Origin of the sequence: Bacillus cereus group sp. N6 (assembly GCF_016483705.1) — a bacterium.
GTDB lineage: Bacteria > Bacillota > Bacilli > Bacillales > Bacillaceae_G > Bacillus_A > Bacillus_A wiedmannii.
Window position 1 is genome coordinate 21,439 of the sequence record NZ_JAEHBI010000001.1, and the last position, 19,808, is coordinate 41,246.

Sequence of the window (19,808 nt, forward strand, 5' to 3'; positions counted from 1 at the left end):
GAGACTTGGGAGAAAACAGAAAATGTTACAAATTTATTTTATTAAATAGAAACCAAGGTCAAAATGTCTAGAAAGAAATAGTTGAATAAATACTAGCTTCAAATTATAATTACTAATATTCTTCATTTAGTTAAACAAACAAAATCTATTTGAAGATAAAAAATTGAATAGAGACAGACTTATAAAAAAATAAGCCTTGGATGATCAAAAGAGGTGGAGAGATGAAGCAATTACTATTAAAGAGTAAGCGAGTGTTAAGCAATCACTTTGGATTTTTCGTGTTTGCCATTATTTTATTCTGGTTAAAAACATACGCAGCATATGTGACAGAATTTAATTTAGGGATATCCAACACAATCCAAAAGTTTTTACTGTTTTTCAACCCGTTAAGCTCAGCAGTTTTATTTTTAGGGCTCGCATTATTTGCAAAGGGGAAACGTGCTTACATTTGGTTAATTGTTATTAATTTGTTAATGTCTATACTGTTATACGCAAACGTAGTATATTATCGCTTTTTCAGTGACTTTATTACGTTCCCGACATTAACACAAACGAATAACTTTGGAGATTTAGGTGGTAGTATTTTTGCATTGCTACACGCATATGATCCACTATATTTCCTAGATACAATCATTTTAATTGTTTTAGTTGCAACAAAATTTGCAAATCCAAAACCAATTCGTGTTGCGAAACATAAATTATCACTAGTATTTGTAGCAGGTATTTTATTATTCAGCATTAACTTAGGTCTTGCAGAATCTGATCGTCCTGAATTATTAACAAGAACATTTGACCGTAATTATATTGTGAAATATTTAGGGGCATACAACTATACGATTTATGATGGCATTCAAAGTGCGAAAGCATCAACAGAACGAGCGTTAGCTGATGGAGATAATATGACAGAGGTTAGAAATTATCTTGCATCAACATATGCAAGTCCAAATCCTGAGTACTTTGGTAAAGGAAAAGGAATGAACGTAATTTATATTCATTTAGAATCATTCCAAAACTTTTTAATTGATTATAAATTAAATGGGCAAGAAGTTACACCGTTCTTAAACTCATTTACAAAAGATGCGAATACGCTATACTTTGATAACTTCTTCCATCAAACAGGACAAGGTAAAACATCTGATGCTGAGTTCATGCTAGAAAACTCAATGTATGGGTTACCGCAAGGATCTGTTTTTACAAATAAAGCTCATAACACGTATCAATCAGCACCAGCTATTTTAGGTCAACAAGGATACACATCAGCTGTATTCCATGGTAATTACAAAACGTTCTGGAACCGTGATGATATTTATAAATCATTTGGTTTCAATAAATTTTTTGATGCGTCGTACTATGATATGAATGAAAAAGATGTAGTAAACTATGGATTAAAAGATAAACCGTTCTTTAACGAATCAATTCCGTTATTACAAACATTGAAACAACCGTTCTATACGAAGTTCATTACGTTATCGAACCATTTCCCTTATCCAATTGATAAAGCGGAAGCAACAATTGAACCAGCGACTACAGGTGATTCATCAGTAGATACGTACTTCCAAACAGCACGTTATTTAGATGAGTCTGTAAAAGGATTTTTGGATTACTTGAAACAATCTGGTTTATACGATAACTCAATTATCGTTATGTACGGTGATCATTACGGTATTTCAGATAACCATGGCGCAGCAATGTCTCAAGTAATGGGTAAAGAAATGAACTCATTTGAAAATGCACAACTGCAACGTGTGCCATTAATCATTCGTGTCCCAGGAATGAAGGGCGGCGTACAACATCAATACGGCGGAGAAATTGATGTTCTGCCGACACTATTACACTTACTAGGTACAGATACGAAAAATTATGTCCAGTTCGGATCAGATTTATTATCACCAGAGCATAAACAAGTCGTTCCATTCCGTAACGGTAACTACGTAAGTCCAACAGTGACTGCACTAAACGGCAAATACTATGATACAGCGACTGGTAACGCTGTTGAATTAACAGACGAAATAAAACAAAATGAACAAATGGTTCAAAAATCACTAAAATACTCTGACCAAGTCGTAAACGGAGACTTATTACGATTCTACACACCGGAAGGTTTTACACCAGTAGATCGTTCGAAGTACAACTATAACCATCGTGATAAAAATAAAACGAAGGTAAAGACGACTGAAGACGGGGAAACGAAATAAATATTAAAGAGCGCTACTCATTTGAGTAGCGCTTTTGTTTGTACATATAACGTTGTCATTATATAGAATTATCTTTCGTTTTTTGTTTTTTGTTTTTTGTTTCATCTTTCCAAAGAATACTACACCGGCAATGATAATAATGATAAATGCCCATTTTATGAAAGGATTACTTTCGAAAAATCCAGCGAACCATTTCTCATCTACAATCATTTTCGCAGCAGTATAAGCTAAAACAGCTGCTCCAATCGTAATGATGACAGGGAATCTATCGACCCATTTTAAAATTAAGGTACTGCCCCATACTACTACTGGAATAGATACTAATAGTCCAATGATTACTAAAGAAAAATTACCATGCGCAGCTCCTGCAACAGCGAGAACATTATCAATTCCCATTAATGCATCAGCTATAATAATGGTTTTAATAGCAGACCAAAATCCTTCTTCTGCCTTAATATCATGATCTTTACCTTCAGCAATTAATTTGTAAGCGATCCATATAAGGAGTACACCACCAATTAGAAGTAGCCCTGGTATTTTTAATAGCCAAACGACAACTAAAGTAGCGAGGGCTCTAATCGCGATTGCCCCGATAGTTCCCCAAATAATAACTTTCTTTTGCTGATCTTTCGGTAATCGCCTTGCTGCTAACCCAATTACAATGGCATTATCACCGGCTAACACTAAATCAATTACAATGATGGCAAGTAAGGCAGACAAATATTCGGTTGAAAGAAAATCCATATACACATCACTCCTTAAGAGTAATATGTGCTAAAGTGTTGATAATATAAAAAATAGGATTGAATTTGTATACTCAATCCATAATTTCTTACTGTATTTTGATATATATGTTTTAATGCCGTATAATTCGCTTTTGCAATTTTTTTTGCTTGTCGTTTCTTTTTCTTAATTTTCGATTCATCTTTTTGATACGATTTTCTTTTCTATTATCCCAGTTATCACTTCTGATTTCATTAATAGATTTATCTTCCTTAGCACGAAAACGTCTGACTTTTTTTACAAAGGAAAGGGGGATTTTGCCGATAACACCTTGTTTTTCTAATGAGGCCTCTTTACCTTTATACCAATCAGGATGAGATAATAAATAGTCGAAGTCGAATATTAATCTGTACTCTTCATCCATAAAAGTAAACCAGTCTTTTAATGTTCGTTTATTTGTTTGATGAAAATACATAGAGCTAGCAGTCATGGCACAACACCAGTAACTAATATCACTCCATAGTACCCATTCATTCGGCACATCAAGTGTTAAAATTACCATTTTTGAATTTTCTCTACCCCAGGCTTTAGTATTTCGATCTGGATAATTATTTGCTTCCCAGACCCAAATAGGATAGTTACCTTCGTAGTGGGGTAATCTTTTTTTAGCTACACGTACCATCCAATCGTATGAGTATATAAAATCGGGATCGATGTTTTCTTTACTTCCTTCTAAATAACCAAGTTTTTTAAATTGTTTCCATGCTGCTTCAGTTTGAACTGTATATACTATCATGTGACACCTACTCATTTAAACTAGCCTATAGTATAACATGACATGTTTTTAAGTTAAATTAATGTGATTCTTAATTTCTATTCATATAAGGGAAGGAGGGAGTTGAATTGAATATACGAGAAGTAATACCCAATGCGATAAAAAAAGACTCAATAACCTACTAGAGGAAATCAAGTCTTTTTCATTACATACGATTATCGTGCCAGAAGTTTAATGGGAAGTGTTCGTTCTCACTATAACTTTCTAATTCATATCCTTTTTCTTTCAGCCCCTTAATAATTCCAGGTACTGCTTTAACGGATTGTGGATGAATGTCGTGCATAAGAATAACTTCTGTCGGTTTGTTAGCACCATTTAGAACGTTTTCGACAATTTTAGCTGATGCAGCGTCAACAGGCATTTTGTTATATTTCCAGTCTAAAGAATCAATTGTCCAATCCCAAACTTTCAAGCCATTTTCTACAACTTTGTTACGAAGAGCTTCGTTTAATCCTGGCATTGAACCGTAAGATGGACGAGTTAATACTGGTGATTTACCTAGAACGCCAGCGATTAAGCCTTGGTCTTCCTTCATTTCATCTACGTAATGACCTTCTGTGTAAAGTTTCTTGTAGTTATGAGTCATACTGTGCATCCCAACGTAGTGGCCTTCAGCATCTTCACGTTTTACAAGATCAGGGAATGCTTTTACGTTTGAACCAATTAGGAAAAATGTTGCTTTTGCATTTTCTCTCTTTAACATATCTAAAAGCTCAGCTGTGTATTTTCCAGGACCATCATCAAATGTTAAATAAGCGACTTTTCTAACTTGCCCATTATATTGTTTTGGAGCTTCTTTCGGTGCAAGAGATGATTGAATTTCACTTACAAGTTGAACAGATTTTGCTTCATCCTCTGTACTTGCTAGAGCAATATGTGCTGATCCTAAAGCTGCTTCGTATGTAAATAATACCCCCGCGCAAATCAACATAGCCCTTTTTACTAAAGTTGTCATTCGAATTCCATTGTGCATAATTTTCCTTCTCTCTATAAAAGTTCTACTCTACTATATTAGCAATTATAGGGAGGTAATTGCAAAAAAACTTTTTTACAAGTGCAAAAAAGTTTGTTCAAAAATATGCAAGATTTTGTATCAATTGCAGTCTTGAAAAAACAGGGTGATTTTAATGTTTATTATGAAAATTTTCAGGAATTAAATTTGGTTCTTCTAATAATGATGTAGGTGGTTTTTAGGAGAATCGATATCAAAATGAAAGGGGACTAATCATACTTTCGTAGCATTTCATTTTCATTCCAATTATTGATTCGAATATTTTTGTTTTCTATTAAAATATTGGTATAGAAAAAATTAAATTTTAGTCTGGGGAACATTTGATATTATCGGAAGAACTATTTATTTCATCTCAATATTTACATAACTACTTTTATATGAATTTAATACTAAAGTCCTACTATTTATAAACTAATAGGTCTTTCAACTTAGGTAGTTCTCACACTAATGAGGGATATGAAAGGAAATATATGTAACTTATAATAATTACTATAAAGCTTTGGAAAATGAAAAGGAGGAGATTTGCATGAAGAATTGGGTTCAATTTAGAATGGCAAGACCAACAGATAAATTTGAAGAAGTTATAAGTTTTTATGAGACGGGGTTAGGATTAAAGCGTATAGGAGAATTTCACAATCATGAAGGATATGATGGAGTTATGTTTGGATTACCGGATGCCGAGTATCATTTGGAGTTTACAACACATGTTAATGGAATTCCATGTCCGGCACCGACAAAAGATAATTTACTAGTTTTTTATATGCCTAATAAAAATGAAATTGAAAAAATAGTGAATCGATTAAGTAATATGGGCTATCATGAGGTAGAACCAGAAAATCCGTATTGGATAGAGAAAGGGACCACAATAGAGGATCCAGATGGTTGGAGAATTGTACTTATGAACGCATTTGAATAAAGAAGCTCTTTTTGTATGAAATAGCACGTTTTTATAATGAAACTGGTATGAAAATAGGGACGTCTGCGGCAGCGAATTTATTAGCTGCTAAACAAATTGGAAAAGACAAAGGTGCGAATTTTAATGTAGTTACAGTTTTTCCGGACGCAGTGTCTATAGAAGAGTGGTCAGATGTAAAGAGCTTACAACAAATATAGAGAAAATCGAATAAATAAAAGTTCTTTCATATTCTATTTCTTATACTTTGGAAAATTGATGAAATGAAAACCTGTATATGTAAAAGGTACAGGTTTTTCGTGGTTGTGTTAGTTATCTGTAGAAACTTTAAAATTTCACATACCGTATTTAAAGAAATAAATATAGGAAAACCAAAAAGTAATGTAGAATATATCGTACATACATATATGAAGTCAACATAAAAGATAAAGAGGTGGGCATATGTTACTTGAAGAAGTAATGCAGCAACTAGAGGAATATGGAACAGAACAAAATCGTAAAACGTATAAAAACCACGGAGCGAAAGAGCCACTATTCGGAGTTAGTTTTGCCAATTTAAAATTGTTAAAAAAGAAGATAAAAAAAGATCATGATTTAGCAATTTCATTATGGAAAACAAAAAATATGGATGCAATGACTTTAGCAACAATGATTTTAGAACCAAAGCAAGTTACGACAGAACAGCTAAACAAATGGGTACAGGAAGTTGATTATTATTGTTTAATGGACGTTTTGATGACGGCTATTTGTACGTCGCCAATCGCGATAGAAAGAATGGAAGAATGGACAAAGTCTGATGATGAATGGATTGGAAGAGCAGGATGGTCTCTATTAGCAAATATAGCGATTAAAAATAAAACGTTACATGATGAATTCTTCACTCCGTATCTAGAAGAGATTAAAGCAAATATACATAATGAAAAAAATAGAAAAAAAGAAGCGATGAATAGTGCTTTAATCGCGATAGGAATTCGTAATGAAGACTTAGAGAGAAAAGCGATTGAAATTGCACGTAAAATTGGGAAAGTACAAGTTGATCACGGGGCAACGTCATGCAAAACACCAGACGCAGAACCGTATATACAAAAGGCGAGAGAAAGAGCCGAAAAAAAGAAAGTGAAATAAGAAAAGGGGAACGGTTATGAAACCAATGGAAGCAGCACAAAGCATAATTACATCACAATTTCCGAATTGTGATGTAGCTTTACTGGGAGGAAGCGTTGTAAGAGGAGAAGCGACAAAAACATCTGATCTGGACATTGTTATAGTTGATCAAAATTTACCGTCTTGTTATAGAGAATCTTTCTATAGTAATGGATGGCCTGTTGAAGTGTTTGTACATAATTTTGAAACGTGTAAAACCTTTTTTAAAATGGATTGTGACCGAGGGAGACCTTCGTTACCACAATTAGTTTCAGAGGGTATTGTATTAAAAGGAGAAAATGAAATTGTTGAGAAATTAAAAAGAGAAGCAAATGATTTACTAAATAAAGGGCCAGCTAAATGGACTGAAGAAATGATGAAGCAAAAACGGTATTTTATTACGGATACTTTGGACGATTTTATTGGTGCATCAAAAAGAGAAGAAGAATTGTTTATCGCGAATTTATTAGCTGATTTATTACATGAATATATATTAAGAGTAAATGGGAAATGGCTTGGAAGTTCAAAATGGTTTATAAGGGTACTTAGAAAATATGATGAACAGTACGCAGATCAATTTGTAGCAGCGTTCGATCATTTTTATACAACGGGTGAGAAAAGAAACTTAATTACTTTTGTAGAAAAAACGCTAGAACAGTACGGAGGAAGAATGTTCGAAGGGTTTTCTATAGGGAAATAAAAAGGGGATAGCATACATAATGAATGTACCAATCGTTCAATTAAGAGAACTGACACTAGATGATGTAGAAGAGCGATATCAATGGTCATTAGATAAAGAAGTGACAAATCATTTAGTTGTACCGGATCAATATCCACCGTTCACTCGTGAAGATACGAAAAAGTGGATTGAAGCATGTATAAATCGAAAAAATGGTTATGAACAAAGAGCTATCACTACAGAAAACGGCATACATATTGGATGGGTAGATCTTAAAAACTTTGATAAAACAAATAAAAATGCAGAACTGGGAATCGCAATTGGTAATAAAGAGTATTGGGGTAAAGGATATGGATTAGCAGGTTTATATAGTATGTTACATCTGGCATTCATTGAATTTGAATTAGAAAAAGTTTGGCTACGTGTTGATGAAGATAATTTTCAAGCTAGAAAGAGTTATGAAAAGGCTGGTTTTGTTTGTGAAGGATTAATGAGAAATGATCGATTACGTCAAGGAAAGTTCATTCATCGTTATCGTTATAGTATGTTAAGAGAAGAATACGAATCTATAAGTAGTAGTTTATAAAAATATTATGTTAACTTAAAGGAGCTGGAGAAATATGATTCGATTACTTACGAAAGAAGATGCAAAACAATATTGGGAGTTACGTTTACAGGCATTACAAGTAAATCCAGAGGCATTTGTAACAACTTATGAAGAGGCGATTCGTCAAGAAAATCCTATTAAGCGAGTGGAAAATAATTTAACAGCTACTACTAGCTGTACATTCGGTGCTTTTAATGAAAAGAATCAATTAGTTGGAGTGGTTACTTTACTAACAGAAGAGAAAGAGGCGTATAAACATAAAGGTCATATCGTTGCGATGTATGTAGATGCAAGCAATCGAAGAAGTGGTCTTGCACGTGAGTTAATACGTAAGGGAATTGAAAGAGCAAGAGAAATGAGCTTAGAACAATTGAACTTAGGTGTTGTATCTACAAACGAACCAGCAAAAAAATTGTATGAATCAATGGGCTTTAAAACGTATGGGATTGAAAAGAGAGCTATAAAGATGAATGGTGTGTATAGTGATGATGAACATATGGTCTTGTTCTTTTAATAGAGGGAGTTTAGTATGAAAGATCTCCATTTAGAAAAAAATATGAATCCGCAAGTAGCGATTTTGTATGCGACGGTTACGGATACATTTAAACGATTGCAAAAGTTAGTAGAAGGTACTGATGTGAAAGAACTGTCCTTCAAAAGGTCAGAAAATAATGAAAACAGTATTGGGCAACTACTTCAGCATTTAGCAATAGTCGATTTACACTGGGTGTACCGTTTAAAAGGAGAGGAAGTTCCACCGACACTTGAAAATAAATATGGACCAATGTTGAATGAAATGGGAGGATTGCCTAGTTTAAGAAAGTATAAATTACAAGAATTAATGCAAGATTATGAAGCGGTGCAACATATGTTTTATGAGGAGTGTATGAAACTAACAGAAAATGATTTAACAAGGGAAGTTTTTTATGAGAAGGGAGAAACTGCGACTATAAGGTGGGGAATATGGCATATAGCCGATCATAATCGGTACCATCAAGCTCATATTAGTCAGTTAAGAAAACTATATAGAGCTAGAATAGATGCGAGATAAAGATTTCGAATTTTAATTATATTTAATTTGTTGTATAGTATAAGAAGAAACTAAACAAGGGGTTTTATAATGAAAGCTATTGCAGTAGGGATATTGGCATCATTTTTCTTTGCCTTTACCTTTGTTTTAAACCGGGCGATGGACTTAGAAGGTGGAAGCTGGATTTGGAGCGCTTCATTACGGTACTACTTTATGGTTCCAATGCTTTTACTTATTGTCATGTATAGAGGGAACTTAAAGCAACTCTTTCAATATATGAAAAATAATCCGAAAGAATGGTTAGTGTGGAGTATCGTTGGATTTGGTCTCTTCTATGCACCACTTAGTTTTGCCGGAGCTTTTGGACCTGGTTGGCTTGTTGCATCAACTTGGCAAATTACGATTGTCGCAGGAATTTTGTTAACACCATTTTTTGCAGTAGATCCATTACATAAAAAACTTCCAATGAAGGAATTAGTTATGTCTGGGGTTATTTTATGCGGTGTTGTACTCATGCAAGTAGAACATGCTTCTTCATTAGGAATTCGAGAAACCGTTTTATGTGTAGTTCCTGTACTCATTGCAGCGTTTGCGTATCCTCTTGGAAATCGAAAAATGATGCAAGTTTGTAAAGGTGAATTAGACGTATTCCAGCGAGTTCTCGGTATGACATTAGCAAGTTTACCATTTTGGTTTTTACTATCTGGTTATGAAGTATCAACAGGCGGATTACCATCAAGTAGCCAAGTTTTCCAATGTTTTATTGTAGCAGTTAGTTCTGGATTAATCGCGACAGTACTATTCTTCTTTGCGACAGATCTTGTAAAAGATGATCCACAAAAACTAGCAACAGTAGAAGCAACACAGTCCGGTGAAGTTTTATTTGCGCTAGTAGGAGAGCTTATCTTACTATCTGCGCCAATTCCGTTATCTTTATCTTGGATCGGAATGAGTCTTGTTATTGTCGGAATGATACTACATAGTTATGTAGCGGTCGTTGTGAAAAAAGAAGAAAAAATAACAGCGTAATGAGATTAGCTCTTTATAGAAAGAGCTAGTCTTTTTTCATGGAAAGGGATGTAGAAATGAATTTGCAACATGTTGAACAAATTGAGAAAGATCCTATTTTAAATGTACTACAGTATGCAGTTGGGCCAAGTGAAACTAGCTTAAAGAAAGCAATTTTATTTTATGAAAGGAATAAAGGGACTTTTTACAAATATGAAGAGAAAGCTTGTATAGGTATTGAAATAATCGGAGCAAATAAAGCGAGAATATGTCACATAGCAGTCGCTCCACAATATCGTCATAAAGGAATTGCGTTGCAAATGATAAAAGAAGTAGTAAAAATGCTTCAATTAACTTATATAGAAGCAGAGACAGACAATGAGGCGGTAGAATTTTATGGAAAAATTGGTTTTCAGGTTAAAAGTTTAGGAGAAAGATATCCCGGGATTGAAAGATTTCATGTGTATTTTAAAAATAAAACATATTAAAATCATCTTAGAATATAATATCCGGAATAGGATTTGAAGAAATAGTTCCTTTTATATGTATCCCGCTATTTGTGGACAGTAAAACTCCCACCTCAAAATTCGGCTGGAGTAAGGAAGCTAGGTGGAAGCCTTGAAGCTCGTAAAAGCCCGATTGGTACGGAATAATAATTAGTGGGTGATGAACGAAACCGCCACTGCTTAAAGTTTCACTTTATTTGTTCTAATTTTAATAGCAACTAGTTATTGGTTTTTGATAAAAATGTAAGAAAGGTTAGTTGATGCTAAGAAAGGAAGTAAAATATGAGTAAGTCAATAAATAATGTAACAATTGAGAAGAAGCGTGCAGTCTCTTTAGATTTAGCAAGGGGTACTATGTTACTATTAATCGTACTTGCTCATGCACCGCTTTACTTGTATGCTGCAGATCCTGGAATTATGCACAGGGTGGAAAGCGGAAGTTTCTTTGATCAAATTGTAAACCTTTTTGGTATATTCATAATTGATAACCGTGCAAGAGCGATGTTTGCCGTATTATTAGGCTACGGTTTGGTTCTAGCACTTGAAGGGCAAATATCAAAAGGGAAAAATGAAAATCATGCTGTAAAAATAGTAAGAAGACGCTCTTGGTATTTAATACTGTTTGGGGTTGTGTTAGCAGTCTTAATTGGAGGGCAAGATATTCTTATGGCCTATGGTGTAGCGGGGCTTCTTGTTAGCCCGCTATTAAAGTGTAAAATGAAAACATTAATTCGAACATTTACGATTATCACTATATTGTATATCATTTTTATTCCAATAATATGGGGATTTAATATGCAAGCAATAGGCGATTACGGTTTTTCACCAGATGTTTCAGCAAAAGACACGTATCTAAGTACTACAATGTTACGATTACTTTTCTTTCCTGTTATACCTGTTCTCATCCATTTTATGTTCCCAATTCTTCCTTCGGTAATTCTTGGTTTGTGGATTGCTAGATATCAGTTATTAATAAAACCAGAGCAAAATTTGAAAAAATTATATTATATAACAATTATAGGATTAACAATTTCCTTAATAGGTGCTTTGCCTCTATCTTTTATAGGGATTTTATGGTATCCAAGTGTATTTACAGCTGGAATGATAAATGGAATCCATATTTTAACTGGAATTGTTGGAGGATTAGCATATGCAACGGGTTTCGGTATAATAGGGAGTAAATTGAAAAATCTAGGGTACTTTAGCCTTTCATTAATTGCTTTGGGAAAGCGCTCATTAACATTTTTTGTTTTGAATGAGGCACTGCTTGTTATACTTTTATCACCTGTAGCATTTGATTTAGGAGGGCATGTAAGTAACGCTCTTGCTGCATTGATAGCTATAAGTATTTGGATATTGTCTGTCATATTAGCTACAATAATGGAGAAAAACAATCTGAATGGACCATTAGAGATTTTATTGAGACGTTTAATATATAAAAATAAAACAATTGAAAGACGACCCAGGTATTAGGTCGTCTTTCAATTTATTATAGTCTATAAATAAAATTATAATCTAATGATAGTTTGTTTTTATTCATGGAATAAAAAGCATAAAATATGCAAATGTACATCTAAGGTATAGTTTGAAAAAAGTAAGATTTACATTATATAATAAAGGTATCTGGAAAAATATAGATAAAAGAAATTAGGTGTATAACACATGAGAATGGATAAAAGTAAATTTATAAAAATTGCTACTTCAATAGGGGTATCATCTTTTTTATTAACTGGATGTGGCGATTATGAAGAAGATACTGCTCAACAAGAAAGTACTGCTGTTAAAACGGATGGTGGAAAACAAGGAAATGAACAAGAAACTTTACATTGTGATGATAAAACTCCTACCAATGAAAATGTAGAAAATGATGAGTTATGCAAGGAAATTAATCCATCGTTTTCATCGTATAATGAAAACTCACATTTACCGATACTGCCATTCGTAGCGGGATATTTATTAGCAAGCAGAACTTCAAATATGAATTATTCAGCAAAACCCAATGTAATGAAAAAACCGTATGCAAATAATATTATTCCATATCGTGAAAAAGACCAAAGTAGAACTGGTGGCAGCGGTGGTGGTGGTGGATACTACGGTGGAACTAACAGTAACAACAATAATTCTTCCAATAAAGCAGATTTAAACAAACAACAGCCCAATTCCTCAAATAAAGTGACGCCAGATACAAATACGCCGAAATCATCTACTACTCAAACGCCGAAAGTGAATTCTGGTTCAAGTGGAATTGGAAACGCAAAAGCGCCAGCCGGATCATAACACGAAAGGATAATAGGATCATGTATACAGAACAAGAGCAGAAAGAGTATATGAAAGTATGGTTTTCACTTGCGGAAGAGGCTGGTCGGAATGGTTTTACATGGCCGAGTCTATTAGAAAATGAAGAATGGAATCAATATATGGCAACAGGTATGTATCGTATGCCAGTAAAAACTTATACTGCTATTTCAAAAGCGACAGAGGAAGTTATGTACGTGTTATATAGAACGTATCAATATATTGTCAATACAACAGAAGATTTTCAAAAACTAGGATTTCCAGCTGAAACGTGGGAAATTGCGAGAATGAAACATATTGGTTTGTTTTCATATTTTACAAGGTTTGACTTTATCGTAAATGGTGAAGATATAAAGTTAATAGAAGTAAATTGTGACACACCAACAGGTTATTTAGAGCCGTCTGTCGCAAATGAAGTGTTATGCCGTTATCACGACGTGAATCACCCAAATCATATAGAAGAGCATATTGTGCAGGCGTGGGAACAAATTAAACATGACTATAATATAGGTCCTGAAGAGCCGATATATTTTACTAGTTATGATTGGCACGATGAAGATCATCAAACAGTTCAACTTTTAAGAAGCTATTGCTTAGATCAATCAACAGACTATATAGGAATACAAGATATCGTCGTTACAGATGATGGTATATATACGCCAAGTGGCGAACGAATCCATTATTTATATAGACTATATCCAATTGAATATTTAGTTTCAGATACCGATAAAAATGGGAAAAGAATTGGACTTCAGCTTTTAGATCATATAGCGCAAGGAAGAGTGAAAATTATTAATCCACCTGCTTCTTTTCTTATGCAAAATAAAAGTGTACTCGCATTAATTTGGCAACTGTTCGAAGAGGGAGTTTTCTTTGAGAAAGAAGAGCGAGAAATCATTCAGAACTACTTCTTGCCAACATATTTTACAAATAAACCGTTTATAGAAAGAAATGAATCATATGTTTCTAAACCTTTATACGGCCGTGAAGGCGGAGGAGTATCTATATACGAAAATGATGAACTATTGGCTGAAGATAAAACGAAGTATTACTTTGAACAACGGAAAATATATCAGCAATACATAGAAATGCCTGACTATACAATTGACACATGGGATGGTCCGTATACTGGTAAACTATTAATTGGTTCACACTGTATTAGCGGGAGAGCCGCAGGGTTATTTTTACGTGTAGGCGAGAAAATAACGGGAAACTTATCGATGTTTACAGGGGTTACAATTGAAGGGTAAATGAAACGGAAGAGCTTATCAGTTGTGATGGGCTCTTTCGTTTATATATAGTGTTTGTATTGTTTTGACGTATCACTTTTATTTTTCTTCATACTGAAAAAACGTATGTAATTAAGCAAATTAGTTCAAATAGTAGAAAAGAGAATAAAGTTTTTTTATTTATCTGCTATTGTTATTTGAGATCGATATATTGTCATTTGATTATTATGCATGTGAATATATAACCTTTTTTTGAAGTGACAGAAATGATTAAGTTAAAAATTGAGAAAAATATGATAATATATGTATGTATTAGTTTTAAAAAATGGGGGAACAATCGTGAAAATGAATGACATAGTGGCAAGTACACAATTGCCAAATACAATCAAAACAATTACAAATGATTTAAGAGAATTAGGGTTAGAAAAAGGAATGACGGTTATTGTGCATTCTTCGCTCAGTTCTATTGGCTGGGTATCTGGCGGAGCCGTTGCGGTAGTAGAGGCGTTAATGAAAGTTATTACGGAAGAGGGAACAATTATTATGCCAACTCAATCTTCGGATTTATCTGATCCGAAACATTGGTCAAGACCACCTGTACCTGAAGAATGGTGGCAAATTATTCGAGATAACGTCCCGGCGTTTGAGCCACATATAACACCAACAAGGGCAATGGGAAAAGTAGTTGAATGTTTTCGTACATATCCGAATGTAGTACGTAGCAACCATCCATTAGGAAGTTTTGCTGCATGGGGAAAACATGCGGAAGAAATAACGATGAATCAGTCGCTATCAATGAGTTTAGGAGAGGAATCTCCATTAAGAAAAATATACGATTTAGACGGATACATATTATTAATTGGTGTTGGATATGATTCCAATACGTCTGTACATTTATCTGAAGTACGTACTGGTGCATGTGAGTTAATAAAAGTAGGGGCACCAATTATAGAGAATGGTGCAAGAGTATGGAAAGAGTTTGTTGATATGGATTACGATTCTGATAAGTTTGTAGAAATCGGTGTAGAGTTTGAGCGAAAAGGAACTGTAACAAATGGAAAAATAGGAAATGCAACGTGCCGTCTTATGAAGCAACGAGATATAGTTGACTTTGGAACAGAATGGTTTCGTAAGAAAAATCAGTAAGGGATGGTTACAATGAAGGGGAAAAAGGTATTAATTACGAGTGGTGGTTGTTTAGAAAAATGGGACCAAGTGCGTGGTCATACGAATATGGCAAAAGGAACAATTGGTAGAATAATCGCTGAAGAGTTTATAAGTAAAGGAGCACATGTTATATATTTACACGGTTATTTCGCTGAGAAACCGAACGATGTAAACAATCAATTAGAATTACACCCATTTGAAGGAATTGTTGATTTACAAGATAAAATGAAAAGTATAATTACACATGAAAAAGTCGATGCGGTCATTATGGCAGCGGCTGGATCAGATTGGGTTGTAGACAAAATTTGTGATCAAGATGGTAATGTTCTTAATATGAATGGGAAAATTTCAAGTGATATAGCGCCAATTATTCATTTTCAAAAGGCTCCAAAAGTATTAAAGCAAATAAAAGAGTGGGATCCAGAAACCGTACTCGTTGGCTTTAAACTTGAAAGTGATGTAAATGAAGAAGAATTGTTTGAAAGAGCGAAAAATAGAATGAAAGAATCTAAGGCAAATGTAATGATTGCAAATTCACCACATTCTTTATATTCACGTGGAGCGGTGCACTACGTAATTGGACAGGACGGTAAAGGGAAGTTATGTAATGGGAAAGATGAAACGGCGAAAGAAATTGTCAAAAGGTTAGAGGTACTATGTAATCACATTACTGCTTTATAATTTTAAGTATTTGGATAAGAGTGAATCCGCATAGTATATATAGGTAAGCGAAACTTTAATTTATGGGAACTTTACTTTTACACAAACGTTAACCATTCAAGATGGATACATAAAATAATTGGTGAGGAGTGGATTCTATGGAACATTTATTAAAGCAAGCGATTAAACTAAGAAATGAAAAGAAATATGCGCAATCTAGAGAGATACTAATGGGGTTAACCAATTTTACGCGGGATGCAGAAGTGCTTTTTCAATGTGCCTGGATACATGATGTAATGGGACTTGAAACAGACGCTGTGCCGTATTATGAACAGGCAATTGCAAATGGTCTTGATGGTGAGTCACTTTGCGGTGCATATATCGGTCTTGGAAGTACATATCGTTGTATAGGTGAGTATGACAAAGCAATTACAGTTTTAGAAACAGGTTTGCAGCAGTTTCCGGATAATGACGTGATAAAAGTATTTTTATCATTAGCAAAATATAACGTTAACGATCATGAATCCGCGATGAAATTATTACTTGAAACGGTTATAAAAGTAGACGAAGTTAAAGAATTTGAACGTGCGATTACATTTTATAAAGATCATTTAAACGAGGTTTTTAAATAGAGGAGTGAACGTATGAATGCCACACTATCACGAAGGCGAAAAGGCATTTGGATTGGACTCGTATCTTTCATCTTGTTATCAAACTATTTATTGTATACCCTTCCGATTGTACCAGCCGCTCCGAAAGAAGTAGTGCTTGGTTCTTTGTTAGATTGTATGTTTGTAATTCCGGTTATTACATATTTCTTTATTATTCGAAAAAGATACTCGCTAACGTATATATTTCCTGTCGTAATAGCTGGATATATATTTGCGAGATTTATTATTCCAAGTGACTATTTACAAGCTTTTTCAAACGTTTCTTATATTATAGTTGCGGGAGAAATTGCTTTTGTAGGTCTAGAACTATTCCTGCTGTATAAAATCGTTAAAGTGCTTCCTAATATAATCAAAAGATATAAAGAATATAGAAGAGAATATTCTTCATTTTCTTATGCGATTGATGCAGCGTTTGATGCTACTATGAAAAGAAATAAATTAGTAGATATCATTGTAACAGAGTGTAAGTTAATCTATTATGCATTTTTATCGTGGCATATAAAAGTACCGGAAGGTGAATCCGTATACTCATATCACAAAAAGACCGGTGCAATAGGTGTGTATATTATGATTATCCATGCAACCTTAATAGAAAGTATTGGTTTTCATTATTTGCTTCATCAATGGAATCCAGTAGTAGCATGGTTTTTACTTATTTTAAACGCATACGCAATGTTTTATTTTTTAGCTGAAATACAAGCAATGCGTAAAAATCCAATTATTGTTATAGAAGAACGAGTAATCATTCAAATCGGATTAGGAAAGAAAATTGTTATACCATTTACACAGATTGATAAAATTGCGTTTTATAAAGGCAAACCTTTAAAGAAAGAAGAAGAGAAAGAGGTTCTTGACGCAACTGTGATGGAATTTATAAAGGAACCTCCAACATTTGAAATAACGCTAAAAGAGCCAGTGAAAGCACAATTGTTATATGGATTTTCTAAAACAGTAAGTCGTGTTCACTTAAATGTTGATGAGGAACGGAAGTTTTATGATGCGGTTATAGAGAAGTTGAAGCATAAATAATGCTACTAATTTTCATCGTGCGTTTGGTGTGTATGGCATTTGTATCGAAAACAATAATTTATTAGTAATTGATAAAATTAAAGGTCCATATAGAAATCGTAATGATCTACCTGGTGGTAGTTTAGAAGATGGAGAATCATTATTAGCTGGACTTCATAGAGAGATTAAAGAAGAGACTGGGCTAAATGTAACGGTAGTAAAACAAGTAGGTACAATTGATTTTCAATTTCCATCAAAATTTAAGGAGTACACACATGTACATCATATCGCAGTTTTTTACTTTGTAGAAAGGTGCGGAGGTGAATTCAAAGTACCGGAACAATTTGGAGAGCAAGATTCATTAGGAGCTAGATGGATTCCAATAGAAAGTATTACTGAAGATAATTCATCTCCTCTTGTATGTAGTGCTGTAGAGTGGTTAAAAGAATCTAAGTTTAGTTTAGAAGTAAAGGCTTATAAATCATGGGTTATAAAATAATAATACAATTGGAGTTCCTTCTTATTTAGAAGGGGCTTTTTTGTGAAGTAGAAAATGAGATTATATAAATATTAACTTGAAAAAATGAATGAATTGACTGAACGCTTTCTTAATGGAAATATAAAGGGATATAATGAAAGAACTAAAATAAAAGGGGAAATAAAAAATGAGTTGCTTACATACGTCAGACATTGAAATTATTGAAAGAAAAATCCGATATGATGGTACAACTATAGATCATGCTTGTTTACTAATAGAAGCGCAGCAGGACAAAATTATTTTATATCATGAAGTACAGTATTCTTTTACAATGGCAGCAAACGATAAGAAGTTAACAATCCCGAAAGGAAGTTATACAGTTGCATATTACTGGGGAAATCGTCCATATAATTTATACGTTTGGAGAAATCAGGATGGGGGGTATCTAGGTTCGTATTTTAATATTGTAAAGAATACATGTATAACGGATGAAGTGCTATCCTTTGAAGATTTAATCCTTGATATTATGATACTTCCAAGTGGAGAATTTTTTATATTGGATGCGGATGAATTACCTGAGTCGTTAGAACAATTTGAAGACGGGTATGTAGAAAAGGCTCTTCATACAGTCAAAAACACAATTCAAGAGTCACTTCCAAAAATCATTTCAGAAACTGCTACTCTTTATAAAAAAATAAATATCGTCCATTAAAACCTAGTTGACTTATCGGAAATATTTGTATAATATGTAGTTAATTCTATAACGTATTGCTGATTGGAGAAACCAAAGGCATTTTATCTATTGATAAAATGCCTTTGGTTTTTTTATTATACAAATGCTGAATCTATTCATTTAAATGAATCATTTCAAGGAGGGGAAGAAGTGACTGTTTCAATTGATGGGGTATCAAAATATTTTTCGAAACAAACTGGTACGGTTCAAGTATTAGAAGATATTAATTTTCAATTAGAGAAAGGTGATTTTGTCACTGTAATCGGACCGAGTGGTTGTGGGAAAAGTACGCTTTTGAAAATTGTTGCGGGGTTAGATAACGAATTTGAAGGTGAAGTTATCATCGATGGGGAGCAAATTGTAAAACCGAGTAAAAAACAAGGTTTTATTTTTCAAGAACATCGTTTATTTCCGTGGTTAACAGTTGAAGAAAATATTGCTGCAGATCTGTCGTTAAAAGATAAGTATGTAAAAGTCAAGGTAAAGGAATGGGTTGAAATCGTTCGATTGGATGGTTTTGAAAAATCATATCCGAAAGAAATTTCAGGCGGAATGTCACAACGTGTTGCGATTGCGAGGGCTTTATTAAGAGATCCGAATGTATTATTACTTGATGAACCATTTGGGGCACTGGATGCTTTTACTCGAAGTCATTTGCAAGAAGTGCTGCTGAACATTTGGGAACAAAAGAAAACGACAATGATATTTGTTACTCATGATATAGACGAGGCGATATATCTTTCAAACCGAATTATCATCATGAGTGCAAAGCCTGGGAAAATACATAAAGTTATTGAAAATAGTTTGCCTTATCCGCGAAATAAAACTTCTCAATCGTTCCAACAACTTCGAACGAAGGTGCTACATCAGTTTGAACACGGGGGACTGATTCAAACAAGTATATAGGAAAAGGGTG

Annotated in this window: 21 protein-coding genes and 2 pseudogenes; 20 read left to right on the top strand and 3 right to left on the bottom strand. The window is 33.8% G+C overall.

Annotated elements, in window-relative coordinates; all coding sequences use genetic code 11:
- The first annotated feature begins 221 nt into the window (after positions 1-221).
- Entirely contained in the window at positions 222-2,195 is a 1,974-nt protein-coding gene (ltaS, locus tag JDS99_RS00080) for a lipoteichoic acid synthase (protein WP_088063778.1), read from the top strand.
- 84 nt (positions 2,196-2,279) lie between these two features.
- On the opposite strand, the pseudogene JDS99_RS00085 reads toward ltaS, so the two are convergent.
- The 3 genes and pseudogenes from JDS99_RS00085 to JDS99_RS00095 all read right to left on the bottom strand — a co-directional run.
- A pseudogene (locus JDS99_RS00085) lies at positions 2,280-2,939 on the bottom strand (TerC family protein); the annotation flags it as partial.
- A 112-nt stretch (positions 2,940-3,051) separates the two neighbouring features.
- The gene (locus tag JDS99_RS00090; RefSeq protein ID WP_199694129.1) at positions 3,052-3,714 is read right to left on the bottom strand and encodes a DUF3841 domain-containing protein; all 663 of its coding nucleotides are present in this window, start codon (positions 3,712-3,714) and stop codon (positions 3,052-3,054) included.
- Between the two features lie 184 nt (positions 3,715-3,898).
- On the bottom strand, positions 3,899-4,726 hold the full coding sequence (locus JDS99_RS00095; RefSeq protein WP_060487153.1) for a peptidoglycan-N-acetylglucosamine deacetylase: 828 nt from the start codon (positions 4,724-4,726) through the stop codon (positions 3,899-3,901).
- Positions 4,727-5,291: 565 nt separating this feature from the next.
- On the opposite strand from JDS99_RS00095, the gene JDS99_RS00100 reads away from it, so the two are divergent.
- From JDS99_RS00100 to JDS99_RS00190, 19 genes and pseudogenes are all read left to right on the top strand, one after another.
- Entirely contained in the window at positions 5,292-5,681 is a 390-nt protein-coding gene (locus JDS99_RS00100) for a VOC family protein (protein ID WP_199694131.1), read from the top strand.
- Between the two features lie 11 nt (positions 5,682-5,692).
- Positions 5,693-5,878 (top strand): annotated as a pseudogene (locus JDS99_RS00105) (cysteine synthase family protein); the annotation flags it as partial.
- A gap of 241 nt (positions 5,879-6,119) precedes the next feature.
- The gene (locus tag JDS99_RS00110; RefSeq protein WP_199694135.1) at positions 6,120-6,803 is read left to right on the top strand and encodes a DNA alkylation repair protein; all 684 of its coding nucleotides are present in this window, start codon (positions 6,120-6,122) and stop codon (positions 6,801-6,803) included.
- A 16-nt stretch (positions 6,804-6,819) separates the two neighbouring features.
- Positions 6,820-7,521 carry a nucleotidyltransferase domain-containing protein gene (locus tag JDS99_RS00115; protein WP_098858509.1) on the top strand — a complete coding sequence of 234 codons (702 nt, stop codon included), beginning with the start codon at positions 6,820-6,822 and terminating at the stop codon, positions 7,519-7,521.
- A 19-nt stretch (positions 7,522-7,540) separates the two neighbouring features.
- Positions 7,541-8,086 carry a GNAT family N-acetyltransferase gene (locus JDS99_RS00120; protein WP_098858508.1) on the top strand — a complete coding sequence of 182 codons (546 nt, stop codon included), beginning with the start codon at positions 7,541-7,543 and terminating at the stop codon, positions 8,084-8,086.
- Positions 8,087-8,120: 34 nt separating this feature from the next.
- Positions 8,121-8,621, top strand: a complete 501-nt coding sequence (locus JDS99_RS00125) for a GNAT family N-acetyltransferase (protein ID WP_097908584.1) — start codon at positions 8,121-8,123, stop codon at positions 8,619-8,621.
- Between the two features lie 15 nt (positions 8,622-8,636).
- On the top strand, positions 8,637-9,158 hold the full coding sequence (locus tag JDS99_RS00130) for a DinB family protein (protein ID WP_098200481.1): 522 nt from the start codon (positions 8,637-8,639) through the stop codon (positions 9,156-9,158).
- A 69-nt stretch (positions 9,159-9,227) separates the two neighbouring features.
- Positions 9,228-10,166 (top strand): DMT family transporter, encoded by a 939-nt coding sequence (locus tag JDS99_RS00135; protein ID WP_097908837.1) that lies wholly within the window; start codon positions 9,228-9,230, stop codon positions 10,164-10,166.
- A gap of 56 nt (positions 10,167-10,222) precedes the next feature.
- Entirely contained in the window at positions 10,223-10,633 is a 411-nt protein-coding gene (locus JDS99_RS00140; RefSeq protein ID WP_199694137.1) for a GNAT family N-acetyltransferase, read from the top strand.
- Positions 10,634-10,933: 300 nt separating this feature from the next.
- Positions 10,934-12,124, top strand: coding sequence for a DUF418 domain-containing protein (locus tag JDS99_RS00145; protein WP_199694139.1), 1,191 nt, complete (start codon positions 10,934-10,936; stop codon positions 12,122-12,124).
- A 189-nt stretch (positions 12,125-12,313) separates the two neighbouring features.
- Positions 12,314-12,928, top strand: a complete 615-nt coding sequence (locus JDS99_RS00150) for a hypothetical protein (protein ID WP_199694140.1) — start codon at positions 12,314-12,316, stop codon at positions 12,926-12,928.
- Between the two features lie 20 nt (positions 12,929-12,948).
- The gene (locus JDS99_RS00155) at positions 12,949-14,196 is read left to right on the top strand and encodes a glutathionylspermidine synthase family protein (RefSeq protein WP_199694141.1); all 1,248 of its coding nucleotides are present in this window, start codon (positions 12,949-12,951) and stop codon (positions 14,194-14,196) included.
- A 324-nt stretch (positions 14,197-14,520) separates the two neighbouring features.
- Complete coding sequence (gene aacC / locus JDS99_RS00160) at positions 14,521-15,321, top strand: BA2930 family N-acetyltransferase (RefSeq protein ID WP_131233603.1); 801 nt, start codon at positions 14,521-14,523, stop codon at positions 15,319-15,321.
- A gap of 12 nt (positions 15,322-15,333) precedes the next feature.
- Entirely contained in the window at positions 15,334-16,023 is a 690-nt protein-coding gene (locus JDS99_RS00165; RefSeq protein WP_048566190.1) for a phosphopantothenoylcysteine decarboxylase domain-containing protein, read from the top strand.
- A 137-nt stretch (positions 16,024-16,160) separates the two neighbouring features.
- Entirely contained in the window at positions 16,161-16,634 is a 474-nt protein-coding gene (locus JDS99_RS00170; protein ID WP_137036125.1) for a tetratricopeptide repeat protein, read from the top strand.
- A gap of 12 nt (positions 16,635-16,646) precedes the next feature.
- Positions 16,647-17,702, top strand: a complete 1,056-nt coding sequence (locus tag JDS99_RS00175; RefSeq protein ID WP_199694142.1) for a hypothetical protein — start codon at positions 16,647-16,649, stop codon at positions 17,700-17,702.
- A complete protein-coding gene (locus JDS99_RS00180; protein ID WP_098201490.1) occupies positions 17,695-18,180 on the top strand; it encodes an NUDIX hydrolase in 486 nt (161 codons plus the stop codon). Before JDS99_RS00175 ends, JDS99_RS00180 begins: the two co-directional genes overlap by 8 nt.
- A gap of 166 nt (positions 18,181-18,346) precedes the next feature.
- Complete coding sequence (locus JDS99_RS00185) at positions 18,347-18,871, top strand: ribonuclease FAU-1 family protein (protein WP_097908489.1); 525 nt, start codon at positions 18,347-18,349, stop codon at positions 18,869-18,871.
- Positions 18,872-19,042: 171 nt separating this feature from the next.
- Positions 19,043-19,798: an ABC transporter ATP-binding protein gene (locus JDS99_RS00190; RefSeq protein ID WP_098200473.1), complete on the top strand. Its 756-nt coding sequence runs from the start codon at positions 19,043-19,045 to the stop codon at positions 19,796-19,798.
- Positions 19,799-19,808: the final 10 nt, after the last annotated feature.